Source organism: Magnetococcales bacterium (assembly GCA_015228935.1).
Classification (GTDB): Bacteria; Pseudomonadota; Magnetococcia; order Magnetococcales; family DC0425bin3; genus HA3dbin3.
In genome coordinates this window covers 1-22,227 of sequence record JADGCO010000067.1, presented here as the reverse complement: position 1 = coordinate 22,227, position 22,227 = coordinate 1, and the positions used below count along the sequence as shown (strand labels likewise).

The window sequence follows — 22,227 nt, the reverse complement described above, 5'->3', positions numbered from 1 at the left end:
TTAGTAAAATATTGAAATAAATCAGATTTTGCACTACAGATGACGAACATGGGTTCATGTAACTGTGCGCTATACGACCGCTTTCATACTTCCCCTGATCGTCCTGGGAATTCATGCCCTGACAAAAAAATACCGTGGCCTGGACATTCAGGTTCAGAGGAAAAAATGCCTCTCCATGGCCTTCGCCGGGATTCTATTGTATTCTTTCTACCTGCCTCTTCCAGTCCGGTACGCTCATGATCTGGGATATGGCTGCCGCGGATTCTGGAACGTCGAGTCGATTATTCAAGATTGGAATTATATGCAAGATAAATTTGACGATTTTAAAATTGATTCAGTCAGTCGGGTTTTTGATACAGATGTGTTCCAGGAAAGATCAAGCAGCATGTATATGTATGAAGCTGTTTTTGGATACTCGGCTGGAGAATTCCGTCCCAAATTCATTACCGACAATTCTGTATTTTATACCGAAAACGATCATTTCAACTTTGTCAACCCCGCCAGTCTTGCCTTTCCGGAAGTCAATCACCTACCGTTCAGGATCTGGACAAACCCAAGGTGACCTGTCTTGAAAAACACCTCATGGCACGTCGCCCGGATTTAATCATCCAAACCCGGCAGGTGCGTCTGGAAAAGACAACCGCCATCGTTGACTTGGCACGGGAATATGACGTATTGGCTGACGGTTCGGACAATTTCCCAACCCGCTTTGCCGCCAATGACGCAGCCATGGCCCTGGGCATGCCCCTGGTCCACGGGGGAGCCACCGGTGGCATGGGCCAGGTGATGAGCATGGCTCCTGGCCGTTCGGCCTGTCTGCGTTGCCTGTTCGGTGGACCCCCCCAGGAAGAAGGTCCCAATTGCCGCAACCAGGGCGTCCTGGGTTCCCTGGTGGGAGAAGTGGGTTGGCTCATGGTCCTGGAAGCCTCATACTGGCTCACCGGTCAGAAAGGTCACCTTTTGGACCGACTGCTAACCATCGATGCCTGGGCTGGAAAACGCCGGATTGTGCCGTTGCGGCAACAGCCTGACTGCCCGGTTTGCCATCCATGAAAATCAATTATAATGGCACGGTCCATCTCGTTCCTAAACGACCTCGAAATGAATCAAAATGGATTGTCAGTCACATGAACCCCATTTTCGAGGAGCCCATGCCTATGGCCGAAAGGATGATCATGGCCCATCAACGCAACTGACGGGCGTAATCTGGTAAAGGAAGGTGTGTGATGTCGGATGCGCAAAAGATCGTTGCCGTAATCGGGTGTTCCAAGGGATTGGGAGCCGCCATGGTGAGGAGATTGTTGCAAAATCACCCAACGTGTTGGGTGCTTGGTGTGGCTCGTACTGCGCCTGAAGCAATTCCTGACTATACCACTTGGGTTGCCACCGGACGTTTCAGATATCTTTGCGGGGATATCGGCAACCGCAACCTGGTACCAATCTTACAGAGAGAACTTGCAAATATCCCTGGGAAACATTTGACAGTCATTTTCAATGCGGCTAATACCGTACAGGATGTCAATGTAGACAGAAGAATTGATTTCAACACGTTTCACCAAGTCAATTGTGTCGGGGTGGATGGTTTGGGCAACCTCCTGGAAGGAATTCAGGAGCGGTTGTTGACATCTGGAGGAACTCTGGCAGGAATTTCCTCCATCAATGCACTAAAGCCCCCTGTTGTGGAAATGCGTTTGGCCTATGGTCCTTCCAAGGCTTACCTGGACATGACACTACGTGTTTTGGCCCAAATGTGGCGGGAACAAGTCCATGTGATCACCATTCATCTCGGACGCATTGAGGGAAGTCCCGGACAAGGTCATTACTTGTTGCGTAAACCCTCCTACAGTGATGCTGCCATGTACCTGCTGAACATAATATTGCGCCCCAACCCACCCACAGAAGTGACCTATCCTCTTCCTTACCGTATTTTTTATCGCTGGATATTTCCGGTACTCCCAGACCGTTGGTACTTTCGCATCATGCATCAATTTTTTTCCAGTTCCTGATGGAACCCCTTTTTTGCTGCCAATAAACTGTTGACTATTGTCAACACGAACCATGTGGAGTAGGATGCAACAGAGGGTGTGAAGTGCATCCGAATAGCCTGATAGATAATCAAAATTTTCCTGGGGGGGGGTGTTCTACTTAATCACCATGGCATCCATTTCTGGTCATGCTATTCGTCGCATCATCCTGGAGCAGTCTCATCGCGCCCATGTGGGTCATATTGGCAGTGCTCTTTCCGTGGCTGATATCATTGCCGCCCTGTTCGACCGGGTGTTGCGTATTCCTCATCCAGATCATCCGAAACGGGATCGTTTTGTCCTCTCCAAAGGACATTCTGCCCTGGCTTTCTATGCTGCATTGCATCTACAAGGTAGACTTGGCCAACAGGAACTGGAAACCTTCCGAGCCGATGGAAGTCCACTGGGAACCCACCCTGAAGTCGTACTTCCCGGGGTGGATTTCGCCACCGGCTCGCTGGGGCAAGGGCTTTCCATGGCCACTGGCGCAGCCCTGGCCATCCGTCTGCAAAAAGGGACGCACCGGGTCTATGCCCTTATGAGCGACGCCGAGTGCAACGAAGGTTCAGTCTGGGAAGCGGCCCAGTTTGCTGGTCATCATCGCCTCAACGAATTGACTGTCGTGGTTGACTTCAATGGCATGCAGGCCATGGGACGTACATGCGATATCATGACCATGGAAAATTTGTCCGAACGCTGGTGCGCATTCGGCTGGGAAGCCATTGATGTGGATGGCCATGACCAGGAAGCAGTGGCAAATGCCCTGCTCGCTCCCAAATCCCAAAATGCCAAACCCCGGGTCGTGATGGCACGCACCATACTCGGTAAAGGGGTCTCTTTCATGGAAAATCGTCTCAAATGGCATTACTGGCCCATGGATGACGCTGAATTCAAACAAGCCATGCTTGATATTGAACCCAAAGGAGTGACCTCAGCTTGAGAGGAGTCTTCATCGACACTTTGATTGGCATGGCTGTTGAGGATCCTCGCATCCTGTTGCTGACCGCCGATCTTGGGTTCACCCTGGTAGAATCGTTTGTAAAACGATTTCCGGACCGTTTTTTCAACGTGGGCGTGGCGGAACAAAACATGGTCGGCATGGCAACAGGTTTGGCCAAGGCCGGGTTCATGCCATTTATCTATTCCATGGTTCCATTCCTTTGCCTGCGTCCTCTCGAATTCATCCGCAATGGCCCGGTTTTGCATCGTCTGCCAGTCCGTCTGGCCGGTCCGGGAGGAGGCTTCGAATACGGCGGTGATGGTCTCTCCCACCACGGTCTGGAGGATATTGCCGTATTGCGATCCCTCCAGGACATCACCATTATCGCTCCGGCAGATGCCGGCCAAGCCCGTTTGGCACTGCGTGCCAGCAAGGATTTACCCGGTCCCATCTATTTCCGTTTGGGCAAGGATGACCAGTTTCGTCTGCCCGGTCTGGATGATCGTTTTCCACCTGACGGTTGTTGTTTTCTGCGTCAGGGTGAAAAAATTCTGGTCGTAACCACCGGCTCCATAAGTCGGGAGGTCGGCAAAGCCGTGGAACTACTCGTTGCGGATGGCATTTTCTGCACCTTTTTGGTCCTCGCCATACCACATCCTCCACCTGTGGCCACCTTGACCAAAACACTCGCAAACCATGCAATTGTTCTGACTGTTGAAGAACATGTTTTGGCTGGTGGTTTGGGATCCATCGTTGCAGAAATAATCGCGGAACATGCGATCAAATGCCGACTGATACGCCGTGGGATCCGTTCGGCGCCAGCAGGTCTTATCGGATCACGCCCTTTTTTGCTGCAACGTCATGGATTGGATCCGGAATCCCTGGTGCGTATCGTTAAAGAGGCAGTCAGATCATGATGGAAGATACCAAACCCACACCACTCCAGACCAGTCCAACCTTTACCGGAATCCCCTGTCTCTTTTGCCCGGATGCTCCTGCTCGGGAACTCTTTCCCGCCCGTCTGGATCCGACCAAACTGGATCCATACGCATTCAGTGCCCGTCGCCAAAGAAAACGGGAACACTACCGTACTGTAATCTGTGAGAACTGCGGGCTGGTGCGCTCCGATCCGATCCTCTCTGAAGAAGTCATCAACCATCTGTATGAAAAAAGTGAATTCCTGTTTTCCGAAGAGGCACCCTGCGCTGCGGACACCTATGCCAACCTGCTGCAAAAACTGATGCATACCTGTCCCGATGCATCCCACATCGACAGCATGTGCGAAATTGGTTGCAGCACCGGATTTTTCATGCATCGCTGTCTGAAAATGGGCATCCAGAATGTCCTTGGCTTCGAACCCAGTGTCCAATGCCGGGATCAGGCCGATGCAGCCGTGCGAAATCGCATCATTGTCGCCCCTTTTGCACCCGATCTGGCCGGAGATCGCCGTTTCGATCTTGTGTGTGGGTTCCATGTCTTCGACCACTTGCGCGATCCACTCAAAGCATTGACAGAAGCCTGCACACTGCTTGAACCACACGGATTCATACTCCTGGTCTGTCATGATGTAGCCAGCCTGGGAGTACGCTTGCTAGGCAGTTTCAATCCCATCTTCGATATTGAGCATATCTATCTTTTCTCGCTGCGTACCATGGCAACCCTGTTTGATCAATGCGGCCTGGAAATGATCAAATCCGGTCCCTTGACCAATACCTATCCACTGCGATACTGGATGCGGATAGCCCCGGGTGTCAGCAACATCTCCCGTATTCTACCCGAAAGAGTGGCTCGCATGCCCATTTCAATCCAGGCTGGGAACCTCTACGCTTTTGGCCAAAAAAAGGAGGTGTGCAATGCTGACTGACAAGCTGGTCTCAGTTGTCGTAGCCTGTTACAAGGACGAAGGAAGTGTCAGTGAACTCCTTGAACGCCTGGAACGTGTCCTCGGATCAATCACACCCAACTGGGAGGTGATTTATGTCAACGATGCCAGTCCCGACAACGCCGAAGCGGTCTTACTGCAAAAGGTCAAAACCCATCCCCGCCTCACCGTCATTTCCCATTCCCGCAATTTCGGTGCCCAGGTTGCCTTTTTCACCGGCATGGCACAGGCCCGAGGGGATGCTGTGGTCATCATGGACGGGGATATCCAGGATCCGCCCGAAATGATCCGTGATTTTGCGATCAAATGGCTGGAAGGCAACGAAGTGGTCTATGGTATTCGCGCCAAACGGGCAGAAAATGTGGTGCGCAGGATTGGTTACTATTTGTTCTACCGCCTTTTTCGGAAACTGGCCTATATTGACATTCCCTTGGATGCCGGCGAATTTTCCCTCATGGATCGCAGGGTGGTGAATGTCATCCTGGCTTGCCCGGAACGGGATCTTCTGATTCGGGGGTTGAGGGCCTTTGCCGGCTTTCGTCAGGTTGGCATCCCCTTCTTTCGCCCCCAACGTTTTGCGGGTGAGTCCACGCAAAGCATGCTCAGCTATTTCATGTGGGCATACAAGGCCATCACGAGCTATTCCCTGGCCCCGCTTCGCATGATTACAACCATGTCAATCTTTTTTACCTTGTTTCTTATTATTTTGAGTTTAGTTTTCATCCTGCTCTACCTGTCTGGGAAGGATGCCCCGCATGGATTTATGACATTGGCAATGCTGATCCTGGGATGCAGTTCAGTCATCATGATTTCATTGGGAATCATTGCCGAATATCTCGGTCGCCTCTTTGTAGAGGTCAAAAAACGACCTCAGCCAGTCCTGCGAACAATCGTAAATGACCAGAGGCAAGATCCCCTGAATTGGCCTGGCATGGTATCCGAGAAAGCCGACTCATGACCACAATATATACAACTAGACCAATGCCAGGACTCTCTCCTGGACCTGTCCGGTCGCCAGCCCCCTGGACCCCGTTTCAGAACAGGCCCGTGGCCGAAACGATGATCAAGGCCCCCATAGATTGGACTGCCAAAAAATATTTCATGATCAACCTTGCCCTGGTTGCCTTAATTGTTGTTGTGTATATCGGCTTCACAAACGCCAATTATCCTTACGTTGGTTCTGATTTAAGTTATTCTCTGCCACGTTTATTGGATACTCACATACACTATCTTAAAAATGGATTGAGCATTCAATGGTGGACACCGGCGTTTGGTGGAGGTTTGCCTGCCTATTCAAATCCGCATCATATACAATTTTCCCTGCCGCAATTGTTATTATTCATCATGGATCCATGGAAATCTTTTAATTTGTTAATTGTCATCAGTGTCATCGCCGGCCACTTGGGATGCTACATTTTTTTAAGAAAAATCGTCTCAGTTTTGGCACCTTACGCCACCCTTGGCGCAGTCATCTTCAGTGCAAATGGCTTCCTTCTTCAACATGCGGGTGTGGGCCATGGGACGTTTCTTGGTTTTACACTTCTTCCATTCCTGGCTTTGCTGCTTTTGGAAGACAAATGGCCCGTCATTCCCAGAGCCATCGGCATTGCCACTATCGCTGCTTATCTGGTCTATGGTGGAGGGTTCTACATATCCGTATTAATGATCCAATCCTGTATATTTGTCATGCTGATTTCCTATATATTGGATAAAAATCGCAACAGAAATTTTTTCCGGACCATGCAAGTTGTTTTACTTGGCGGCGCTTTTTCTATTATACTGACCATATCAAAATTATCAGCCATCTATCATTTCATGCGTTTTTTTCCACGCATCTGGCATGAAAGTTATTCAATCAATCTGTTGCATGCCTTTGCAGGCTTTTTTTTCCAATTATTTTATGTGCCGGTGTCTCTGATTATCACAGCAATCATTCCCAGATCCGTCATCCTGTGGGCCAAGGAGTCGGATTTGCCTCTTCCTGTACAACAATTCTTTGGTGTAATCAATCCAGATCGTTTCCCGGCAACGCCTCTGGCCCTTCCCATCGACGGACACGAAATTGCCGCGACAGGCTGTGGCTATGGCCTGTGGGAAACCGATATCGGTGTCTCACCCGTACTCCTGTATATTCTTGTTCTTGCTTTGAGTTATTGGCGATCCATGAGTCGTATACAAATGAGCCTGATCTGGAAACGTCACGGGCATCTGCTTGTGGCAATTTTCGCCTGCACCTGGGTTACCCTGGAAATGATCTTCGCCAAGGGGTATCTGAATGCCTGGTTGACACATTTGCCTGTCCTGCAATCTCTTCATGTGACTGTGCGCTATACGGCAGCTTTCATACTCCCCCTGATCGTACTGGGAATTCATGCCCTGGCAAAAAAATACCATGGCCTGGGCATTCAGGTTCAAAGAAAAAAATGCCTGTCCATGGCCTTCACCGGGATTTTATTGTATTTCTTCTACCTGCCTCTTCCAATCTGGTACGCTCATGACCTGGGATATGGCTACCGCGGATTCTGGAACGTCGAGTCAATTATTCAAGATTGGAATTATATCCAAGATAAATTTAACGATTTTAAAATTGATTCAGTCAGTCGGGTTTTTGATACAGATGTGTTCCAGGAAAGATCAAGCAGCATGTATACGTATGAACCCATTTTTGGATATTCGGCTGGAGGATTACAACCCAAATTTATTACTGACAATTCTGTATTTTATACCGAAAACGATCATTTCAACCTTATCAACCCCGCCAGTCTTGCCTTTCCGGAAGTCAATCACATACCGTTTCTGTCACCCATACATCGTTCCGATAAAGAAAATTTACAAAAACTGGTTGCCTATGGCCAACCGGACTGGAAAATTTCCTTCAGACAAAAAATTGCCAACTGGGTATCACTTTGGGGAGCCATCATCATGACCCTGACTCTTATTCTTTATTACTGGCGGGCTAGACACATGCCACGATCCCTGTAAACGCTCATGTTGCATTCCATCCAATCCATGTCGATACATCATGCCGTCTGCCGATACAGCATGGCATTGCTTGCTTGTGTCATGATCTGGCAGCAGCCATTCCCGGTCCTGGCAGACGATCAAAATATTGTCCTGAATACCGAAAAAAAATATACCCCATCCTTCTTGACCGATCTCCAGATGGTATGGGTTCCTGAAGGGTGCTTTCATCCCGATGAACCTCCCCATCCCAGAAAATGCGTGCAGGGATTCTGGCTGGGAAAAACCGAGGTGACCCAAAGCCAATGGACCCGCATCATGGGCAACAATCCCTCGCTTTTCAAACATGATGCCCACCCTGTCGAACGGGTTTCCGTGGCTGACATTCGAAAATTCATCGACATTTTGAACACAAAGTCAAAGCGGCAATACCGTCTGCCAACAGTCACCGAATGGGAATACGCCTGTCAGTGGCATGAACCCAAAAATGAACCCGAATTGACAGCGCGCATTCAGGAAATTTCCTGGTTCAATCTGCCCTGGAAAGAAGGGCACCGGGCTGTTGGCACCAAACCTCCCAATCGTCTGGGCCTGCATGACATGAGCGGTAATGTCTGGGAATGGCTCGAAGAACGCATATTTGGCAAAATTGCAGGCAAAATCATCCTCTCAAATACCATGGAAGACCGGTTGATCAAAGACAAACAAAAAGTCCGGTATGACGGATTTTACATCGTGCGCGGTGGTGGATGGAATTACACCAGACATCTCCAAGGTTGCGGCTGCCAAAGCCAAAAATTGGCCAGACCTTTCCTGCGTGAAGAGGTCATCGGTTTCCGCCTGGCTCTTTCTCAATAATAAAATTTGCACCGAAAGCCAATAAAATTTGTAACCATTCAGAACCCCTTCATTAAAAGGATTTGACATGGAAGACTTTGTTGGGGCTCCGCCCCAAACCCCGCCAAGAGGAAGGGCACAGCCCTTCCTCCTGGACCTCCTTCCCAGTTTTTCAAACGTTTACTAAAATAGGGGGTCTGAATAGTTACTAAAATTTTGAATTTTCAACTGCAACGGCACTGTTGCATCCAGCGCCAGGCTGTGGTGACCATATTGGTCAGAGAGCTGTATTGGGGTTCCCAGTTCAAATCCCGGCGAGCCAGGGTGTTATCCCCGATCAGACGTGGCACGTCACCCGCACGGCGTGAACCCATCACAATGGGAACCTCAAGTCCGGTCTTTTCCTTGATCATGTTCAACACTTGCCAGACGGAATATCCTTCGCCGGCACCAAGATTATAGGCCCGGAAAGCACCCGGACCCGATGCATGTTCCAGCAATTCCATGGCCCGAATATGAGCAACGGCCAAATCCGTGACATGGATATAATCCCGGATGCCAGAGCCGTCCGGAGTTGGATAATCGGTCCCCAGAATGGTGAGCGGGGGTCCCCGCCCCATGGCCGCTGCCAAGGCCAGAGGAATCAGGTGGGTTTCAGGGGTATGCAATTCACCGATTTCATGTTCGGCATCGGCACCAGCCGCATTGAAATAGCGCAGGGCCACCGAACGCAATCCATGAGCCTGGCCAAAATCCGCCAACATCTGCTCGACGACATATTTTGTGAAACCATAAGGGTTGGCAGGGTCCCGGGGATGGCTTTCGACCAGAGGTATCTGCTGCGGTTGACCATACACGGCACAGGAACTGGAAAATACCAGGTTACGAATGCCATGCTCCCGCATCGCCTCCAGCAAGACAAGCGAAGCCACGACGTTGTTACGGTAAAACTTGCCAGGATCGACAACGGATTCGCCAACAAACGTAAACGCAGCAAAATGCATGACGGTTGCCGGACGATAGTGATCGAGTATGTCATCGAGGCGCTGCCGGTCGGCCAGGTCACCCGGCGCGAAAGGCCCCCAACGGACAGCTTCCCGATGACCGGTCACCAGACTGTCGTATGTGACCGGAAGATATCCCCGTCGCGCCAACTCCTTGCAGACGTGACTGCCGATATATCCTGCGCCACCCACCACCAAGACTGCCGACATGATACACAACTCCATACCTTGGATTCATTTGCGTCAGATGGACAGCTCGCCAGATCCATCCGGCCCTTTTTCGAAGTTTTGCGCAAAACAAATTGCCAAAATAAGCATTTTTTGGCCATGACATCCATTGGTGAGGAAAATAATGACATCATGATGCTTGCATATCCTCTGCAAGATTCCGTATTCTGTTCGTGTGGCGGGGGCGCGAAACCGACTGGGCCTGGACCCGATAGTCGGCTGAAAGGCTCGGACGACATCCGGGTGTCGGGTTGCCGGGCTGGACCCCCCGCCGATTTCGTGCCCTATCCCTGCTTGCCGTACAACAACTCCCCAACCCTTCTCTTGTCCAGCCACGTCTCCCCACACCTGATCAAATTCCACAGCAGCGTACTGTCCTGGTTGGCCCGCGCAATCACCAACATGTCTCGATGGTCTTGATACAAACCGATGTAGTGCGTCCGCATCCCTCCATCCGAATATTTGGCCCGCCAAACTTTATACGGATCCTTCAAGGTTGGTAAAAGGTAATTGGCATAGCTCTCGCGTATATCGACCCGTTTCTCCACCACATGTTCCAATAACTCTCGCCGAAGAACCACTTTCTCAACCGGGGTTTCCACGGTACGTGTCGAGACCTCCCACGAAAGACCAACTGCATTCGCCAAAATGTCCCATGCATGTTCCTTTGATGCAGCAGCAGGTATCAACGCTGGAGGCGACAAGCGCAAACTGCGAGGAACTTCCCCAAGACGTAGCCTCTCGTAATCCCTCCAGGTCCTCTGCCCCGGCAGAATACGTAAACAGTTTGTATTCATTCGACTTGTTTTTTCTCCAGAACATGACGATCAGGGTTCCGACCCGGCAGTGGCAGGAATCCCCCTCAACCAAAGGTGCGTACCGGCAGCGGAGGCGGCGGATGGCGTCCGGCAATTTTTGCATTCCAGTAGGCCCAGGATCGCGGATCGATGATGCCTGGCGGAGCCTGATCGATGGCCTCCAAAAAATCTGCATGGCTCACGTGGCGTTGAATGATGCTCATATCCTCGGGTGTGGCATACGCCATTGCGTAGGCCATGAAACGAATTGGATCCGCCAGAGCCAAGGCCGGTTTTTCAAACCAGATGATGCGTCGGGCAACTCGTTCCATCTCCGGTGTCAAAGGAATCGCCTGCATCCGCCATACCTCCAGCCACGCTCACCTGCATGATCGTCTCGCAACGCTGATGACTCGTTTGTGTTCATCCATCATATCGCCAGCCACGACCACACGCATGCCCCTCCCGGGGAACCAGTAACGGCAACTGGTCAGGATCGACAGCAGCCACGGCCTTGACCAGGCGATGCTTCAGATCCTCTGGGAGATTTCTCAGATTTCCATCATCAAAATAGCTCAGGGCTTTCAGGGTAACAAGCGGCACGCTCAACGTATTGGCTTCTTTTTGCACAATTTTCGCATCATGCAAAAAAGGGAGGTGCGCCACAAGACGATCTGGATTGAAATCCTGTTCGCCAAAAAAATCAAAATCAACGGATTGTCGGTGACCCAGATGCAAGGCTATGGCCGTGCCGCCGTACAGGATGAACTCTCCCGGTATTTGATCGAATTCATTCCACAGGATGCGTTGCGGCAGGGGAAGAATTTCCAAATGTGGCGTCCATGGCATCTGCATGATTGTTCGTTCATGATTTCGTGAAACGCCAGGATCTCATGAACAAGCTGTAGAGCAGCGGGATCATGAACAAGGTCAGCAGCGTGGAAAAGCCCAATCCCCAAACGATGGCCGTGGCCACTGGCCCCCAGAGGAGGGATTGGCCTCCCATGCCCACCGCCAGGGAAAAGAGACCGGCAATGGTGGTCATGGTGGTGATCAGGATGGGAACCAACCGCCGCCGACTGGCGTGAACGATGGCATGCACCACCCCCATCCCCGCCTGCCGCCGATCATTGGCCGCCGAAATCAGGACAATGGCCGAGTTGACGGCAATGCCCGACAGGGCCACCACGCCATACAGGCTGTACAGACTCAACGGGTGCCCGCTGAACAACAAACCAAATATCACCCCCGTGAACGCCACGGGAATGGTCGTCACAATCATGAACGGCTGCCAATAACTCCGAAACTGGGTGCCCAGAATCATGTAGATCAGGCCAAGACCAAACAGGAACAAAATCTTGATGTAATCCAGGCTCTCTTCAATGTCGTCCATGATGCCGGTAAAATCCAGATTGACGCCCGGAAATTGATCCTGAACTCTTTCCCACTCCTGCCGGATCCGGTCATTGGCAGCGACAATATCCAGCTTTTCCTTGTCCAATTCGGCCTGGACGGCAATGGTGCGCCGGAAATTGTGATGGTGGATCGTATCGACACCGTGACGCACTTCATGGGTCATGAGTTCCCCGAGCGGAATGGCACCCCCTCCAGGCAGGGTCACTTGGATGCGCAGCATATCTTCCACACGGGTCAGCAGGCCGGGCCGGGCCATGACCCGCACCTCCACTTTTTCGCCAGCCTCCTGAAGATGGGCCACCACCTCGCCATCACCCAGCAGACGCGGCAGACGCAACACCCCGGCAGGAGACAACCCGGCCCGTCGCACGGCATCCCCATCGGGTCGCAACACCAGTTCCGCCTGCCCGGCGACATGATTGTCCGCAATATCCCGCACCTCGGGCATGCCCTCCAAAATTTTTTTCAGGGCAGCAACCGCTGGTCGAATCTGGTCGTCATTTTCCCCCCTGACCTTGATGTCGATGGGTTTGGTGACCGGTGGTCCGCCGGAGAGAATCATGAAACCGATCTCTGCCGGACCGGGTGTGGCCATGACCTGGGTCCGCATGCCCTCCACAATCGCCTTGACCTGACGCCGATCTTCAGGGCCGGGAACCAGGGAGACCAGCACCTGTCCATAACGATCCCCGAACAGGGGTTCAGTCTCGGTAAACATTTGCCCGGCATAGATCACAAGGGAGCGGGCCTCGCCTGGCCGCAACCCCTCCTGCACCCGTTTTTCGACACTTTGCAGCGTCGCGAGGGTCTCTTCCAGGGGGGTTCCCGGGGGCATTTTCAGGTTGACATAGAACAGCGGCATGGGATCCATCGCAAAAAAATCCACCCGGATTTGTTTGGAAAACAACAATCCCAGGGCCACCAGCATGGGCAATATGGTCAAGAACATGAAAAACCTTGGCCAACGCAACACCTTCACCAGGGCGATACCATAAAGGTGCCTGAGCTGCCGCAACATGCGCAGGCGCCAGTGATGGATCCGCGACGGCGAGGCATTGCCGACATCCAGGGCCACCACATGGGTCGGCATCATCCAGAATGCTTCCACCAGGCTGATGGCCAGGGTGGTGGCCACGGCCAACGGAATCACCCGCATGAACATGCCGAGAATGCCCGGCAACAGCATCAAAGGCAGAAAAGCCGCCTGGGTGGTCAACACCGAGGCCAACACCGGTGCCGCTACCTCGCGAATGGCCTCCTGACAGGCATTCAGGGTGGAAACCCCCCTCTGCAACCGATCGAAAATGGCTTCCACGATGACCACGGCATCATCCACCAGCATGCCCAGGGCAATCACCACCCCCAACAGCAACATGACGTTGATCGTACCGCCAAACATGTAGGTCAGGCCGAAAAAACCAGCCAGGGAAAAGGGGACACCCAGACCCACCAGCAGCGCCAGCCGGCTGCCCAGAAAAATCCAGGAGGTGACGATCACCAAAACCAGTCCCAGAACCGCATTGCTCTCCATGACCTGCAAGGTCCGCTGCACGAGGTGCGTCTGATCATCGGCCAGGTGGAGAGTGACCCCCGTGGCCTGGGTCATCTTGTTGCGGGCTGCCACATATTCGTTGATGCGACGGGTCAAATCCAGAATGTTGGTGCCAGGTTGCCGGGTCACGGGCAGCAGCACCCCTGGTTTGCCTGCCATGTGTACCAGGGTATCCGCTTTTTTGCGTCCCCGGATCACTTCGGCAATCTGCCCCAAAGCAATCTCCCCCGTTGGACCGACCACGGGCCATTGAGCCAGGGCTTCGGGATCACTTTCAATCCCTTCCAGCCGCAACGACCAGCTGCGATCACCCAGACGTACCGTACCACCTGAAACATCCCGGAACCGGCTGGCCAGCGTATCGGCCACACTTGGCGGATCCAGGCCCAGGCTCACCAGGCGTTCCGGGTAAAACCGGATCTGGATTTCAGGGTCTGCAAGACCCAATGGATCCACCGTACTCACCCCGGCCAAACGTTCCAGATCGCGCCGCACCTGTCTGGCCTGCCGCCGCAAATTTTCTCCCCCATCCAGTCCGGTCACCACCACCATGGCCGCCGGAAACCCATTGGCGGAGGTGATTTCAAAAATCAGGGGATCCTCGACCTCGGCTGGCATTTCGCGTTGCTTGTTGCGGACCTCCCGGCGCAAATCGTTCATGCGCTTGTCGAAGGTGCGCGTATCAATCTCCTGAAAACGCAACAGTATGCTCGACCGTCCCTCCCGGCTGGTGGAGATGACGAACCGCACATCCTGGATTTTTTCCAGGGCCGCTTCCAGAGGATCGGTCACCAGCTTTTCGACATCCGCCGCCGAAGCCCCCGGCAAGGCCGTGATCACGTTGATCCAGTTGAAATTCATATCGGGATCCTGCTGGCGGGGCAACAGCGTGTAGGCAAACGCCCCCAGGATCAACACCAGACCAAACGTCAGATTGGCAAAGACATGATTGTTCAACAGCCAACGCAACATGCCATCACTCCACCGCATCCTTGCTGATCCGGACTGCCTGACCATCGGTCAGGGTTTCACGGCCCTTGATGACCACCATGGCTGTTGCGGGTATCTGCAACCCGGCATCCAGAAGCACCGGTCGCCCCTCCTGTGCCTCCGGCAGCACATGAAACATTCCTTTGTTGTCTTGGACCAGAAACATGCCCAGCTTTTCTCCCCGCCGCACCAGCAGCCAGGCCGGCAAATGCGGACGGGCATCCTTCCACACCAGGCGTCCGGAACTTCCCACGGATGGCGACGCACCGGTGAACAGGAAACGGGCCTCCCGGGTTCGGGCCGTCGCCGAAGCGACCCGCAGCAACGCCTGGAGTGTCACAGGCATCTGTTGGCCACCCAGCACAAAAAGCCAGCCGGAAACCTTGTCCATTTGTTCGGCCTGCCCGGCTGCCATCTGGGCCGATACACGGGTTTCTTTGGTATCCACAAGACGGAGCAGAGGCGTTCCCGGCCCCGCCCACATGCCGGGTTGGGCAGCGCGGTTCACCACCTGACCGGCAAACGGGGCCGTGATCCGACACTGTTCCACCTGCAACCGCAACGCCGCCAAAGCCGCCTCCTGGCGGCGGATGCCGGCTTCCAGGACTGCCAGTTCCGTTTCCCGTCGTTCCAATTGTTCCAGGGCGGCCTGGCCTTTTTCCCGCAGGGTCCGGGCACGGGTCACCTGGCGGACGGCCAGCTCCCGATTGGCCTGCAACTCCCGCAGGCCCCCTTCCGCCTCGCTCGCCCGCAATCTCGGCAATCGATCATCCTGGACCACCAGAAGATCCCCGGCAGCCACCTGATCCCCCACCTGCACCAGAACATCGCGAATCCGTCCGGCCACCTCCGCCGCCAGATGGCTGTCCCGGACGGCCACCACCTCAGCCGGGGCCTCCCCGGACAAATGAACCACCAATTCAGCCAAAGGCCGCACCGTGACCGGCAACGCTTCCGCACTCCATACCGATGCTGGAAAATAAATGACAGACAATACAAGAGAAAGGCGCACAAAAATCGGCACCGAAAAACCGGCAAGGGAAAAAAAGCCCCACAAAAATCTCAGAACTGGAACCTGGCCCGAAGCCCTGATCGACATGGACGGATTGTTCACGGTGGGATGGACACAACACTCTGGAATTTGATATAAAAAACACCCTGTCGAAAAAACGTCATCATCTCGCTTCGACACGTCGATGACACCGACCCGACATGTATACAACACCCGGAACCAAATTGGAAAGCATGATGATCAACCCCTTGCCACTCGTGGTGGCCACTGCCAGACGCCATCCGGTAGTCTGGCTGGTAGTCGTTGCCGGCGTCATCCTTTCCTGGTTGACTTTCCAGGTTTTGGAAACCAACCGGCTGAAAAACAGGTTCGAAGAGTTTCAACTGTCAGCACAATTGCAATTCCAAAGCATCGAAAACAATATCGGCCTGGTGGTGCATTTCATCTGGGAAATCGATGATTTTTTTACCAGACCCGAACCTTTTTCCCAGAAAAATCTGGAAACATGGTTGCCCAAGCAGTTCGAAGAACATGCCGGATTGCAATATGTATTGTGGCTGCCCAGAATTTCCCGGCATGAACGCACGGATCATGAACTCTCGGCTGCCACTCATATTCCGCATTACAAAATCGCGGAAGAGACCGACCAGGACAAATTCGTTCCGGCTGCCCCAAGAGATACCTATTTTCCCATCCTGCATGTCGGACCAGTCACGGGCAGACAAACCCTCCATGGTTATGACATGGCTTCTCGCCCCGACTTCCGGGCCGCCATCGACAATGCCATCGCCTCCGGCAATCCGACCGGCATTCTGTCCGGCATGCCACGCCTGAACGAGGGCAGGAAGCCCGTTTTTCTGTTTTTCATCCCTGCCTATCGCCATGACAAGCAAATGGATGCCACGCCAAAAAACCGTGATAATTTCCTGGGTATCTCTGTGGCCGTATTCCGGATCGACACCCTGGTTGCCTTGACCATGCATGATTCATCCGTCAAAGGCATCGATTTCCAATTGCGTGACACGACCGATATCAACCTGCACCCACTCCTCTCGCACCATGGCACATGGCCATATCATGCCGAGAAAAGCGGTGCCCTGCATGATCGACAGGTCGAACTGACATGGAATTTTCATAAAAAACTCCCGGTCGCCGACCGGACCTGGTTGTTCACAGCCTATCCGAATCCGGATTTCATCAAAAAAGGGGTATTCCAGATCTATCCACGGCTGTTCCTGGGCAGCGGCTTGTTGATCACGCTGTTGATTTCACTCTACGTATTTCAGACACAAAGGTCCATCCTGGAACGCCAGCAGACCCTGCACAGCCTGAACGAAGCCAAGGATTATACCGACAGCATCATCGCTTCCATGGGCGACCCCCTGCTGGTTGTTTCCGGCACAGGCATCATTCAGCGGGTCAACCGGGCCGCCTGTGACTTGTTGCACTGTGCAGAAAACGATCTGGTCAACCAGTCAATTGAGCCATTGTTTTTCGCGAACCAGGAAGAGTCCGTCTTTGCCAGGATCCGGCAAATCGCCATGCGTCACCCCGGCCTGCACAATTTCGAAACAGCCCTGCGCACCCGTGACGCACAAAAAATCACGGTCTTGCTCTCCGGTACCGTCTTGCCGGACAGAAACGAAGAAGCGTCAGCCATTGTCTGTGTTGCCAAGGATATCACGCACCGCATGCTGATCGAGCAGCAACGGGATCATCTGCTGCGCATATTGCAGGTCAACAATCAAATATTGCAGGCCGCCCTGGATACCCTGCCCCTGCCCCGCATCCTGGAACAGGCCTTGAGCCACATCGTATCCGCCTCCTGGTTCGGCAACCAGAAGAAAGGGTGCGTGTTTTTGATCGGGGACCGGGCAGGGGAAGAGGAAGAGACAGAACAGTTGCAGCTCATGGCTCAGGTCGGTTTCTCCGAAAAGTTGTCGGTCAATGATTGCGACTTCCAGCCCGCCGACCTGTGCCTCTGCAAGCGTGCCGTGCAAAGCAAAATCATGTTGTTTTCCGACCATCCGGAAAACACGCCTTCCCATGAAGCACCACATGCCCACTATTGCATCCCGATCCTGGCTGACGAACAGGTCCTGGGCGTCCTGAATCTGTACGTGGATGCGGACCATCTCCGCACACACGATGATGAGGATTTCCTGCACGCCATCGCCAATACCCTGTCCGGGATCATCACCCGGCATCGGATGGCGGAAAATCTGCGCCAGAACACCCTCCAGATGGCCGAAACCAATGCCCGGCTCGTGGAACGGGAGACGTTTCTGCGCACCGTGCTGGCCGCCGCCCGCGATGCCATCATCATCATGGACCACAACCAGCGGGTCATCGAATTCAACCCGGCTGCCGAGCAAATGTTCGGTTATACTCAAAATAAAATGCTCGGCCAGGATTTGACGGACTTCATCATTCCGCCCGAATATCGCGAGCGACACCGGGCCGGTGTCGAACGCTACAATCGCACCGGGCGCGCCGCCATGAACGGGTGGGTGGAGCTGCCGGGTCTGTGCGCCGACGGCAGCGTGATCTCCCTGCATGTGGCCATCACCCCCATTCGCATCCGCAACAAAACCCTGTTCACCGCCGTGTTGCACGACATCACCGAGCGCAAACAGGCCATGGCCATCATGGAAGATTCCCTGAAAATCGCCGAATCGGCCTCCCGGGCCAAAAGCGATTTCATCGCCAACATGAGCCATGAAATCCGCACCCCCATGAATGCCATCATCGGCCTGACCAGCCTGGCCCTGCGGACAGATCCACCCCCAAAACTCTACCAATACCTGAGCAGGATCGAAACCGCCTCCCACACCCTGTTGTCCATCATCAACGACATCCTGGATTTTTCCCGTATCGAGGCCGGGCGGATGCAACTGGAACAGGTACCGTTTGACCTGCATGATCTGTTCGATCATTTGGCAGAGCTGTTCAACCAGCTCGCCACGGCCAAAGAACTTGAATTGATCCTTGCCACCCCCCCGGATGCATGCCCGGTGATCCTGGGAGATCCCCTGCGCCTGAAACAAATCCTGATCAACCTGATCCGGAATGCCATCAAGTTTACGGAACGAGGTTCCATCACCGTCGCAGTCCAGAGCCGTCAAAACATGCCGGTTGCCGACATGGCCGCACGCCAAACCCCTCTCAACGTCCCGACTCCGCCAGAATGGACATTCACCATAACCGACACCGGCATCGGCATCGACCCCGAAATACTGCCACATCTGTTCGAACCATTCGTCCAGGCCGATGGTTCCACCACCCGAAAATATGGGGGGACCGGTTTGGGACTCTCCATCAGTAAACGACTCGTGGACATGATGGCAGGCCGCATATGGGCCACAAGCGAACCAGGCAAGGGCAGTGTTTTTTCCTTCTGCATTCCCATGGCCTGCCAATCGGCGTCACCGCCAAAGCCCATTCAACTTCCAGAGTCCGTGCGACGATTGCACATTTTGATCGTCGATGACCACCCCCTGGCCCGCACAGCCATTCTGAACCATGTGACCGCTTGTGGTTTCACGGCAGATGCGGTCGCTTCTGGTGCTGCCGCCCTGACCATCCTGAAATCCACCCCTGCCGAAGTCCCCACCTTTGACCTGATCATCCTGGACTGGATCATGCCGGAGATGGATGGCATGGCCACACTCCAAAACATTCAGACGCTGTTCAAGACCCAAACCGCCTCAATCCACACGCCCAAATCCATTCTGCTCAGCGTGTGCAGCCAGGAAAAAGCCGCCGCACACGCACGTTCGCTCAATCTTCACATCGATGCCCTGCTCGAAAAACCGGTCTCCCGTTTCCGGTTGCTGGATGCCATCTTGACCATTTTCGGAGAGCAACCTTTACAAAAACAACACATGTCCCAAATCCTGGTCACCGAGGCCGAGTTCCGGCAACAGATCGGCACCATCCGCATTCTGCTGGTGGAGGACAATGATTTCAACCGGCAAGTGGCACAGGAGTTGTTGGAACGGGTGGGCATCCTGGTGGATCATGCCCGGCATGGTGCCGAAGCCATCGACAAGATACAAAACACGCCCTATGACGGTGTCCTGATGGACATCCAGATGCCGGTCATGGACGGATTCTCAGCCACGCGCCATCTCCGGGCCGATGCCCGCTTCGGCACACTGCCCATCATCGCCATGACGGCCCACACCATGCCGGAAGAGCAACAAAAATGTCTGGACGCCGGCATGAATGCCCATATTGCCAAACCCATTCATCCCGGACAGCTCTACTCGGTCATTGCCCAGTGGATCCGTCCCGCCACCCCGGCAACGCTCCCCCCCAATACGTCCTTCCCGGCAACGCTCCCCATGGTCGTGCCAGACATCAGCCAGGATGAGTCCAGCGCCGAGCTGCCCGATGTGCCGGGTGTCGATCTGTCGGCTGGTCTGGAACGCATGGGCCATAACCTGCCCGTCTATCTGCGCCTGCTGATCCGCTTCCGGGATGATTATGCCAACACCGGCTCCAGGCTGCAAAGCGCCCTGGAACAAGGTGATTCGGCAGCGGTCCGACAATTGGCCCACACCCTGAAAGGCGTGGCTGGAAACATCGGGGCAAACGACCTGCATCAGGCTGCCACAGACCTGGAAGCGGCTTTCAAACAGAACGACATCCAGAAACAAATTCGGGCCAGGGAACATTTCGATCAAACCATGGCCACACTCCTGCAAGCTCTGGCCGTGGTACAGCCCGTTTCCGAACCACTCACCAAGGCACCGCCGGAAACATCCCGTGCAACCGTCGATCCAACCCGGATTTTGACACTCTTGACGGAACTGGCTACCCTGCTTCTCAGAAACAGCTTTGAAACCTCAACGGTACGCAACTCTCTGCGTCAGTACCTGCAAGAGACCCCGGCATCGCCCCTCTTTCTGGAACTTGAAAAGCATCTCAGCCGTTATGACTTCGAAGGGGCCATGCAAAAACTGGATCAGATTGCCCTTATCCTGAATGTATCCCTGCAAAAAGAATAAATGCGACCACCCATGACCCACCCAGCCGGCAAACAGCGTGTCCTCATTGTGGATGATGAACCCGCCAATATCGACATTCTGGTCGAAACCCTGGCCAATTATGAGCGAAGCATCGCCCTCAACGGCCTGGATGCCCTGAAAATTGCCCAATCCGCATCGCCTCCGGATATCGTCCTGCTCGATATCATGATGCCCGGCATGGACGGCTTTGCCGTCATTCAGCATCTGAAATCGGATCCGGATACAGCACACATTCCAGTCATCTTCATCACGGCCATGGGCCAGACGGAGGCCGAGATCAAGGGATTTGCCCTGGGAGGGGCCGATTATATCAGCAAACCATTCTCTCCCGCCGTGGTCATCTCCAGGGTCAAGACCCATCTCGCCCTGGCCACAGCCAATCAATTGTTGCAACAACAAAATGATTTACTGCAATATGAAAGAGGCATCATGGAAAACATTGTCGCCCAGATGCGACAATCCGTGCAATTTGACGGCACGAACCTGCACTATCTATTGTCTCCCCTGCAACAAACAACGGGCGATGTTCTTCTCTCCACCTTCCGTCCCGACCAGGTCCAGCATGTCCTGCTGGGAGACTTTGCCGGGCATGGCCTGCTGGCTGCCGTCGGCGCCCCTCTCGTCGCCGACATTTTTTATTCCCGCTCTGCCAAGGGAATCCCCATGGCCGAAATCGTCGCCGAAACCAACCAGGCCCTCTGTGACAAACTTCCCCCGGAAATGTTCATGGCCGGCTCCTTCCTGGAGGTGGACCATACCCGGAAACAGCTCTCCGTCTGGAACTGTGGTCTGCCAGACCTCCACCTTTTCCAGGATGGCCAGCATCAACATGCCATTCCTTCCAGTCACATGCCCCGGGGTATGCTGCACCAACCCGACACACCACCCACCGTTTTCAGCGGCAGCCGGGAAATAAAAATTTTTGCCTGTACAGATGGCGTCATTGACCATAAAAATAGCGCCGGAGAAACATTCGGTGAAGCGCGTTACCTCGCAGCCCTCAAGCAGATCGTTCACAATCGCCAGCCACTTGATGACATGTGGAAAATCCTGGCAGGATTCCGCGAGAATAAAAGCCAGGACGATGACATGATTCTGCTGGAACTCACCCTAAGCTGAATTTTTATTAATCTGACGAGTCACGGAAACCATATGGCCAGGCAACCCTTGCAAACCACCATCGACAATGGCGTACTGACCATCCAGTGCCCCAAAAAATTGAATTTTGAGATGACCCAGACTTTTCGGGAAAGCTATCAAAAACATTTACCAGATATCAATCAAATCGTGATCGACATGCAGGAAACCGAATGGATCGAAAGCTCCGGTATCGGTCTGCTGCTCCTTTTGAATTCACACATCGATCCCAACCGGATCAAGGTTTCCATCGTCAACGTCAATCCAACGGTCGAAAAAATATTTCTTGTTTCGCATATTCATCGTATTTTCAAGGTGGTGAAATCAAGGAACAACGTGGATAACAATTAATGTAACCATTCAGACCCCCCATTGAAAAACGTTTGAAAAACTGGGATGGAGGTCCAGGAGGAA

General features: G+C 53.5%; 18 protein-coding genes. 12 read left to right on the top strand and 6 right to left on the bottom strand.

Features of this window, described 5'->3' with window-relative positions:
- The first annotated feature begins 175 nt into the window (after window positions 1–175).
- The 9 genes from HQL65_14550 (at window position 176) to HQL65_14510 (ending at window position 8,665) form a co-directional block, all read left to right on the top strand.
- Window positions 176–562 (top strand): hypothetical protein, encoded by a 387-nt coding sequence (locus HQL65_14550; protein MBF0137454.1) that lies wholly within the window; start codon window positions 176–178, stop codon window positions 560–562.
- Complete coding sequence (locus HQL65_14545) at window positions 559–1,053, top strand: ThiF family adenylyltransferase (GenBank protein ID MBF0137453.1); 495 nt, start codon at window positions 559–561, stop codon at window positions 1,051–1,053. The genes HQL65_14550 and HQL65_14545 overlap by 4 nt, the downstream gene beginning before the upstream one ends.
- A gap of 173 nt (window positions 1,054–1,226) precedes the next feature.
- The gene (locus tag HQL65_14540) at window positions 1,227–2,006 is read left to right on the top strand and encodes an SDR family NAD(P)-dependent oxidoreductase (protein ID MBF0137452.1); all 780 of its coding nucleotides are present in this window, start codon (window positions 1,227–1,229) and stop codon (window positions 2,004–2,006) included.
- Between the two features lie 148 nt (window positions 2,007–2,154).
- Complete coding sequence (locus HQL65_14535; protein ID MBF0137451.1) at window positions 2,155–2,964, top strand: transketolase; 810 nt, start codon at window positions 2,155–2,157, stop codon at window positions 2,962–2,964.
- Window positions 2,961–3,881: a 1-deoxy-D-xylulose-5-phosphate synthase gene (locus tag HQL65_14530; GenBank protein MBF0137450.1), complete on the top strand. Its 921-nt coding sequence runs from the start codon at window positions 2,961–2,963 to the stop codon at window positions 3,879–3,881. Before HQL65_14535 ends, HQL65_14530 begins: the two co-directional genes overlap by 4 nt.
- Complete coding sequence (locus tag HQL65_14525) at window positions 3,878–4,828, top strand: class I SAM-dependent methyltransferase (protein ID MBF0137449.1); 951 nt, start codon at window positions 3,878–3,880, stop codon at window positions 4,826–4,828. Before HQL65_14530 ends, HQL65_14525 begins: the two co-directional genes overlap by 4 nt.
- Window positions 4,818–5,804, top strand: coding sequence for a glycosyltransferase family 2 protein (locus HQL65_14520; GenBank protein ID MBF0137448.1), 987 nt, complete (start codon window positions 4,818–4,820; stop codon window positions 5,802–5,804). Before HQL65_14525 ends, HQL65_14520 begins: the two co-directional genes overlap by 11 nt.
- Before the next feature lie 89 nt (window positions 5,805–5,893).
- Complete coding sequence (locus HQL65_14515) at window positions 5,894–7,828, top strand: hypothetical protein (protein ID MBF0137447.1); 1,935 nt, start codon at window positions 5,894–5,896, stop codon at window positions 7,826–7,828.
- Window positions 7,829–7,888: 60 nt separating this feature from the next.
- Window positions 7,889–8,665 (top strand): formylglycine-generating enzyme family protein, encoded by a 777-nt coding sequence (locus HQL65_14510; GenBank protein MBF0137446.1) that lies wholly within the window; start codon window positions 7,889–7,891, stop codon window positions 8,663–8,665.
- A 203-nt stretch (window positions 8,666–8,868) separates the two neighbouring features.
- Here the strand turns inward: HQL65_14510 and galE are convergent, their stop codons facing one another.
- The 6 genes from galE to HQL65_14480 all read right to left on the bottom strand — a co-directional run bounded on the left by galE (window position 8,869) and on the right by HQL65_14480 (window position 15,643).
- Window positions 8,869–9,858: a UDP-glucose 4-epimerase GalE gene (gene galE, locus HQL65_14505; GenBank protein ID MBF0137445.1), complete on the bottom strand. Its 990-nt coding sequence runs from the start codon at window positions 9,856–9,858 to the stop codon at window positions 8,869–8,871.
- 302 nt (window positions 9,859–10,160) lie between these two features.
- Window positions 10,161–10,478, bottom strand: a complete 318-nt coding sequence (locus tag HQL65_14500) for a hypothetical protein (GenBank protein MBF0137444.1) — start codon at window positions 10,476–10,478, stop codon at window positions 10,161–10,163.
- A gap of 260 nt (window positions 10,479–10,738) precedes the next feature.
- Window positions 10,739–11,032, bottom strand: a complete 294-nt coding sequence (locus HQL65_14495; GenBank protein MBF0137443.1) for a hypothetical protein — start codon at window positions 11,030–11,032, stop codon at window positions 10,739–10,741.
- A 64-nt stretch (window positions 11,033–11,096) separates the two neighbouring features.
- Window positions 11,097–11,528, bottom strand: a complete 432-nt coding sequence (locus HQL65_14490; protein MBF0137442.1) for a nucleotidyl transferase AbiEii/AbiGii toxin family protein — start codon at window positions 11,526–11,528, stop codon at window positions 11,097–11,099.
- 10 nt (window positions 11,529–11,538) lie between these two features.
- The gene (locus HQL65_14485) at window positions 11,539–14,613 is read right to left on the bottom strand and encodes an efflux RND transporter permease subunit (GenBank protein ID MBF0137441.1); all 3,075 of its coding nucleotides are present in this window, start codon (window positions 14,611–14,613) and stop codon (window positions 11,539–11,541) included.
- 4 nt (window positions 14,614–14,617) lie between these two features.
- Window positions 14,618–15,643, bottom strand: coding sequence for an efflux RND transporter periplasmic adaptor subunit (locus tag HQL65_14480; protein MBF0137440.1), 1,026 nt, complete (start codon window positions 15,641–15,643; stop codon window positions 14,618–14,620).
- A gap of 233 nt (window positions 15,644–15,876) precedes the next feature.
- Here HQL65_14480 and HQL65_14475 point away from each other — a divergent pair, with 233 nt between their 5' ends.
- From HQL65_14475 to HQL65_14465, 3 genes are read left to right on the top strand one after another with little or no spacing between them, the layout of a single operon-like run.
- Window positions 15,877–20,655 (top strand): response regulator, encoded by a 4,779-nt coding sequence (locus tag HQL65_14475; protein ID MBF0137439.1) that lies wholly within the window; start codon window positions 15,877–15,879, stop codon window positions 20,653–20,655.
- A gap of 12 nt (window positions 20,656–20,667) precedes the next feature.
- On the top strand, window positions 20,668–21,795 hold the full coding sequence (locus tag HQL65_14470; protein MBF0137438.1) for a SpoIIE family protein phosphatase: 1,128 nt from the start codon (window positions 20,668–20,670) through the stop codon (window positions 21,793–21,795).
- A 33-nt stretch (window positions 21,796–21,828) separates the two neighbouring features.
- Window positions 21,829–22,164, top strand: a complete 336-nt coding sequence (locus HQL65_14465; GenBank protein MBF0137437.1) for an STAS domain-containing protein — start codon at window positions 21,829–21,831, stop codon at window positions 22,162–22,164.
- Window positions 22,165–22,227: the final 63 nt, after the last annotated feature.

Excerpts from the sequence above, each read along its gene's own strand:
- HQL65_14495 (MBF0137443.1), bottom strand. The coding sequence starts at position 11,032 with ATGCAGGCGATTCCTTTGACACCGGAGATGGAACGAGTTGCCCGACGC.
- HQL65_14490 (MBF0137442.1), bottom strand. The coding sequence starts at position 11,528 with ATGCAGATGCCATGGACGCCACATTTGGAAATTCTTCCCCTGCCGCAA.
- HQL65_14520 (MBF0137448.1), top strand. The coding sequence starts at position 4,818 with ATGCTGACTGACAAGCTGGTCTCAGTTGTCGTAGCCTGTTACAAGGAC.
- HQL65_14465 (MBF0137437.1), top strand. The coding sequence starts at position 21,829 with ATGGCCAGGCAACCCTTGCAAACCACCATCGACAATGGCGTACTGACC.
- HQL65_14475 (MBF0137439.1), top strand. The coding sequence starts at position 15,877 with ATGATGATCAACCCCTTGCCACTCGTGGTGGCCACTGCCAGACGCCAT.
- HQL65_14525 (MBF0137449.1), top strand. The coding sequence starts at position 3,878 with ATGATGGAAGATACCAAACCCACACCACTCCAGACCAGTCCAACCTTT.
- galE (MBF0137445.1), bottom strand. The coding sequence starts at position 9,858 with ATGTCGGCAGTCTTGGTGGTGGGTGGCGCAGGATATATCGGCAGTCAC.
- HQL65_14550 (MBF0137454.1), top strand. The coding sequence starts at position 176 with ATGGCCTTCGCCGGGATTCTATTGTATTCTTTCTACCTGCCTCTTCCA.
- HQL65_14470 (MBF0137438.1), top strand. The coding sequence starts at position 20,668 with ATGACCCACCCAGCCGGCAAACAGCGTGTCCTCATTGTGGATGATGAA.
- HQL65_14510 (MBF0137446.1), top strand. The coding sequence starts at position 7,889 with ATGGCATTGCTTGCTTGTGTCATGATCTGGCAGCAGCCATTCCCGGTC.
- HQL65_14535 (MBF0137451.1), top strand. The coding sequence starts at position 2,155 with ATGGCATCCATTTCTGGTCATGCTATTCGTCGCATCATCCTGGAGCAG.
- HQL65_14540 (MBF0137452.1), top strand. The coding sequence starts at position 1,227 with ATGTCGGATGCGCAAAAGATCGTTGCCGTAATCGGGTGTTCCAAGGGA.
- HQL65_14485 (MBF0137441.1), bottom strand. The coding sequence starts at position 14,613 with ATGTTGCGTTGGCTGTTGAACAATCATGTCTTTGCCAATCTGACGTTT.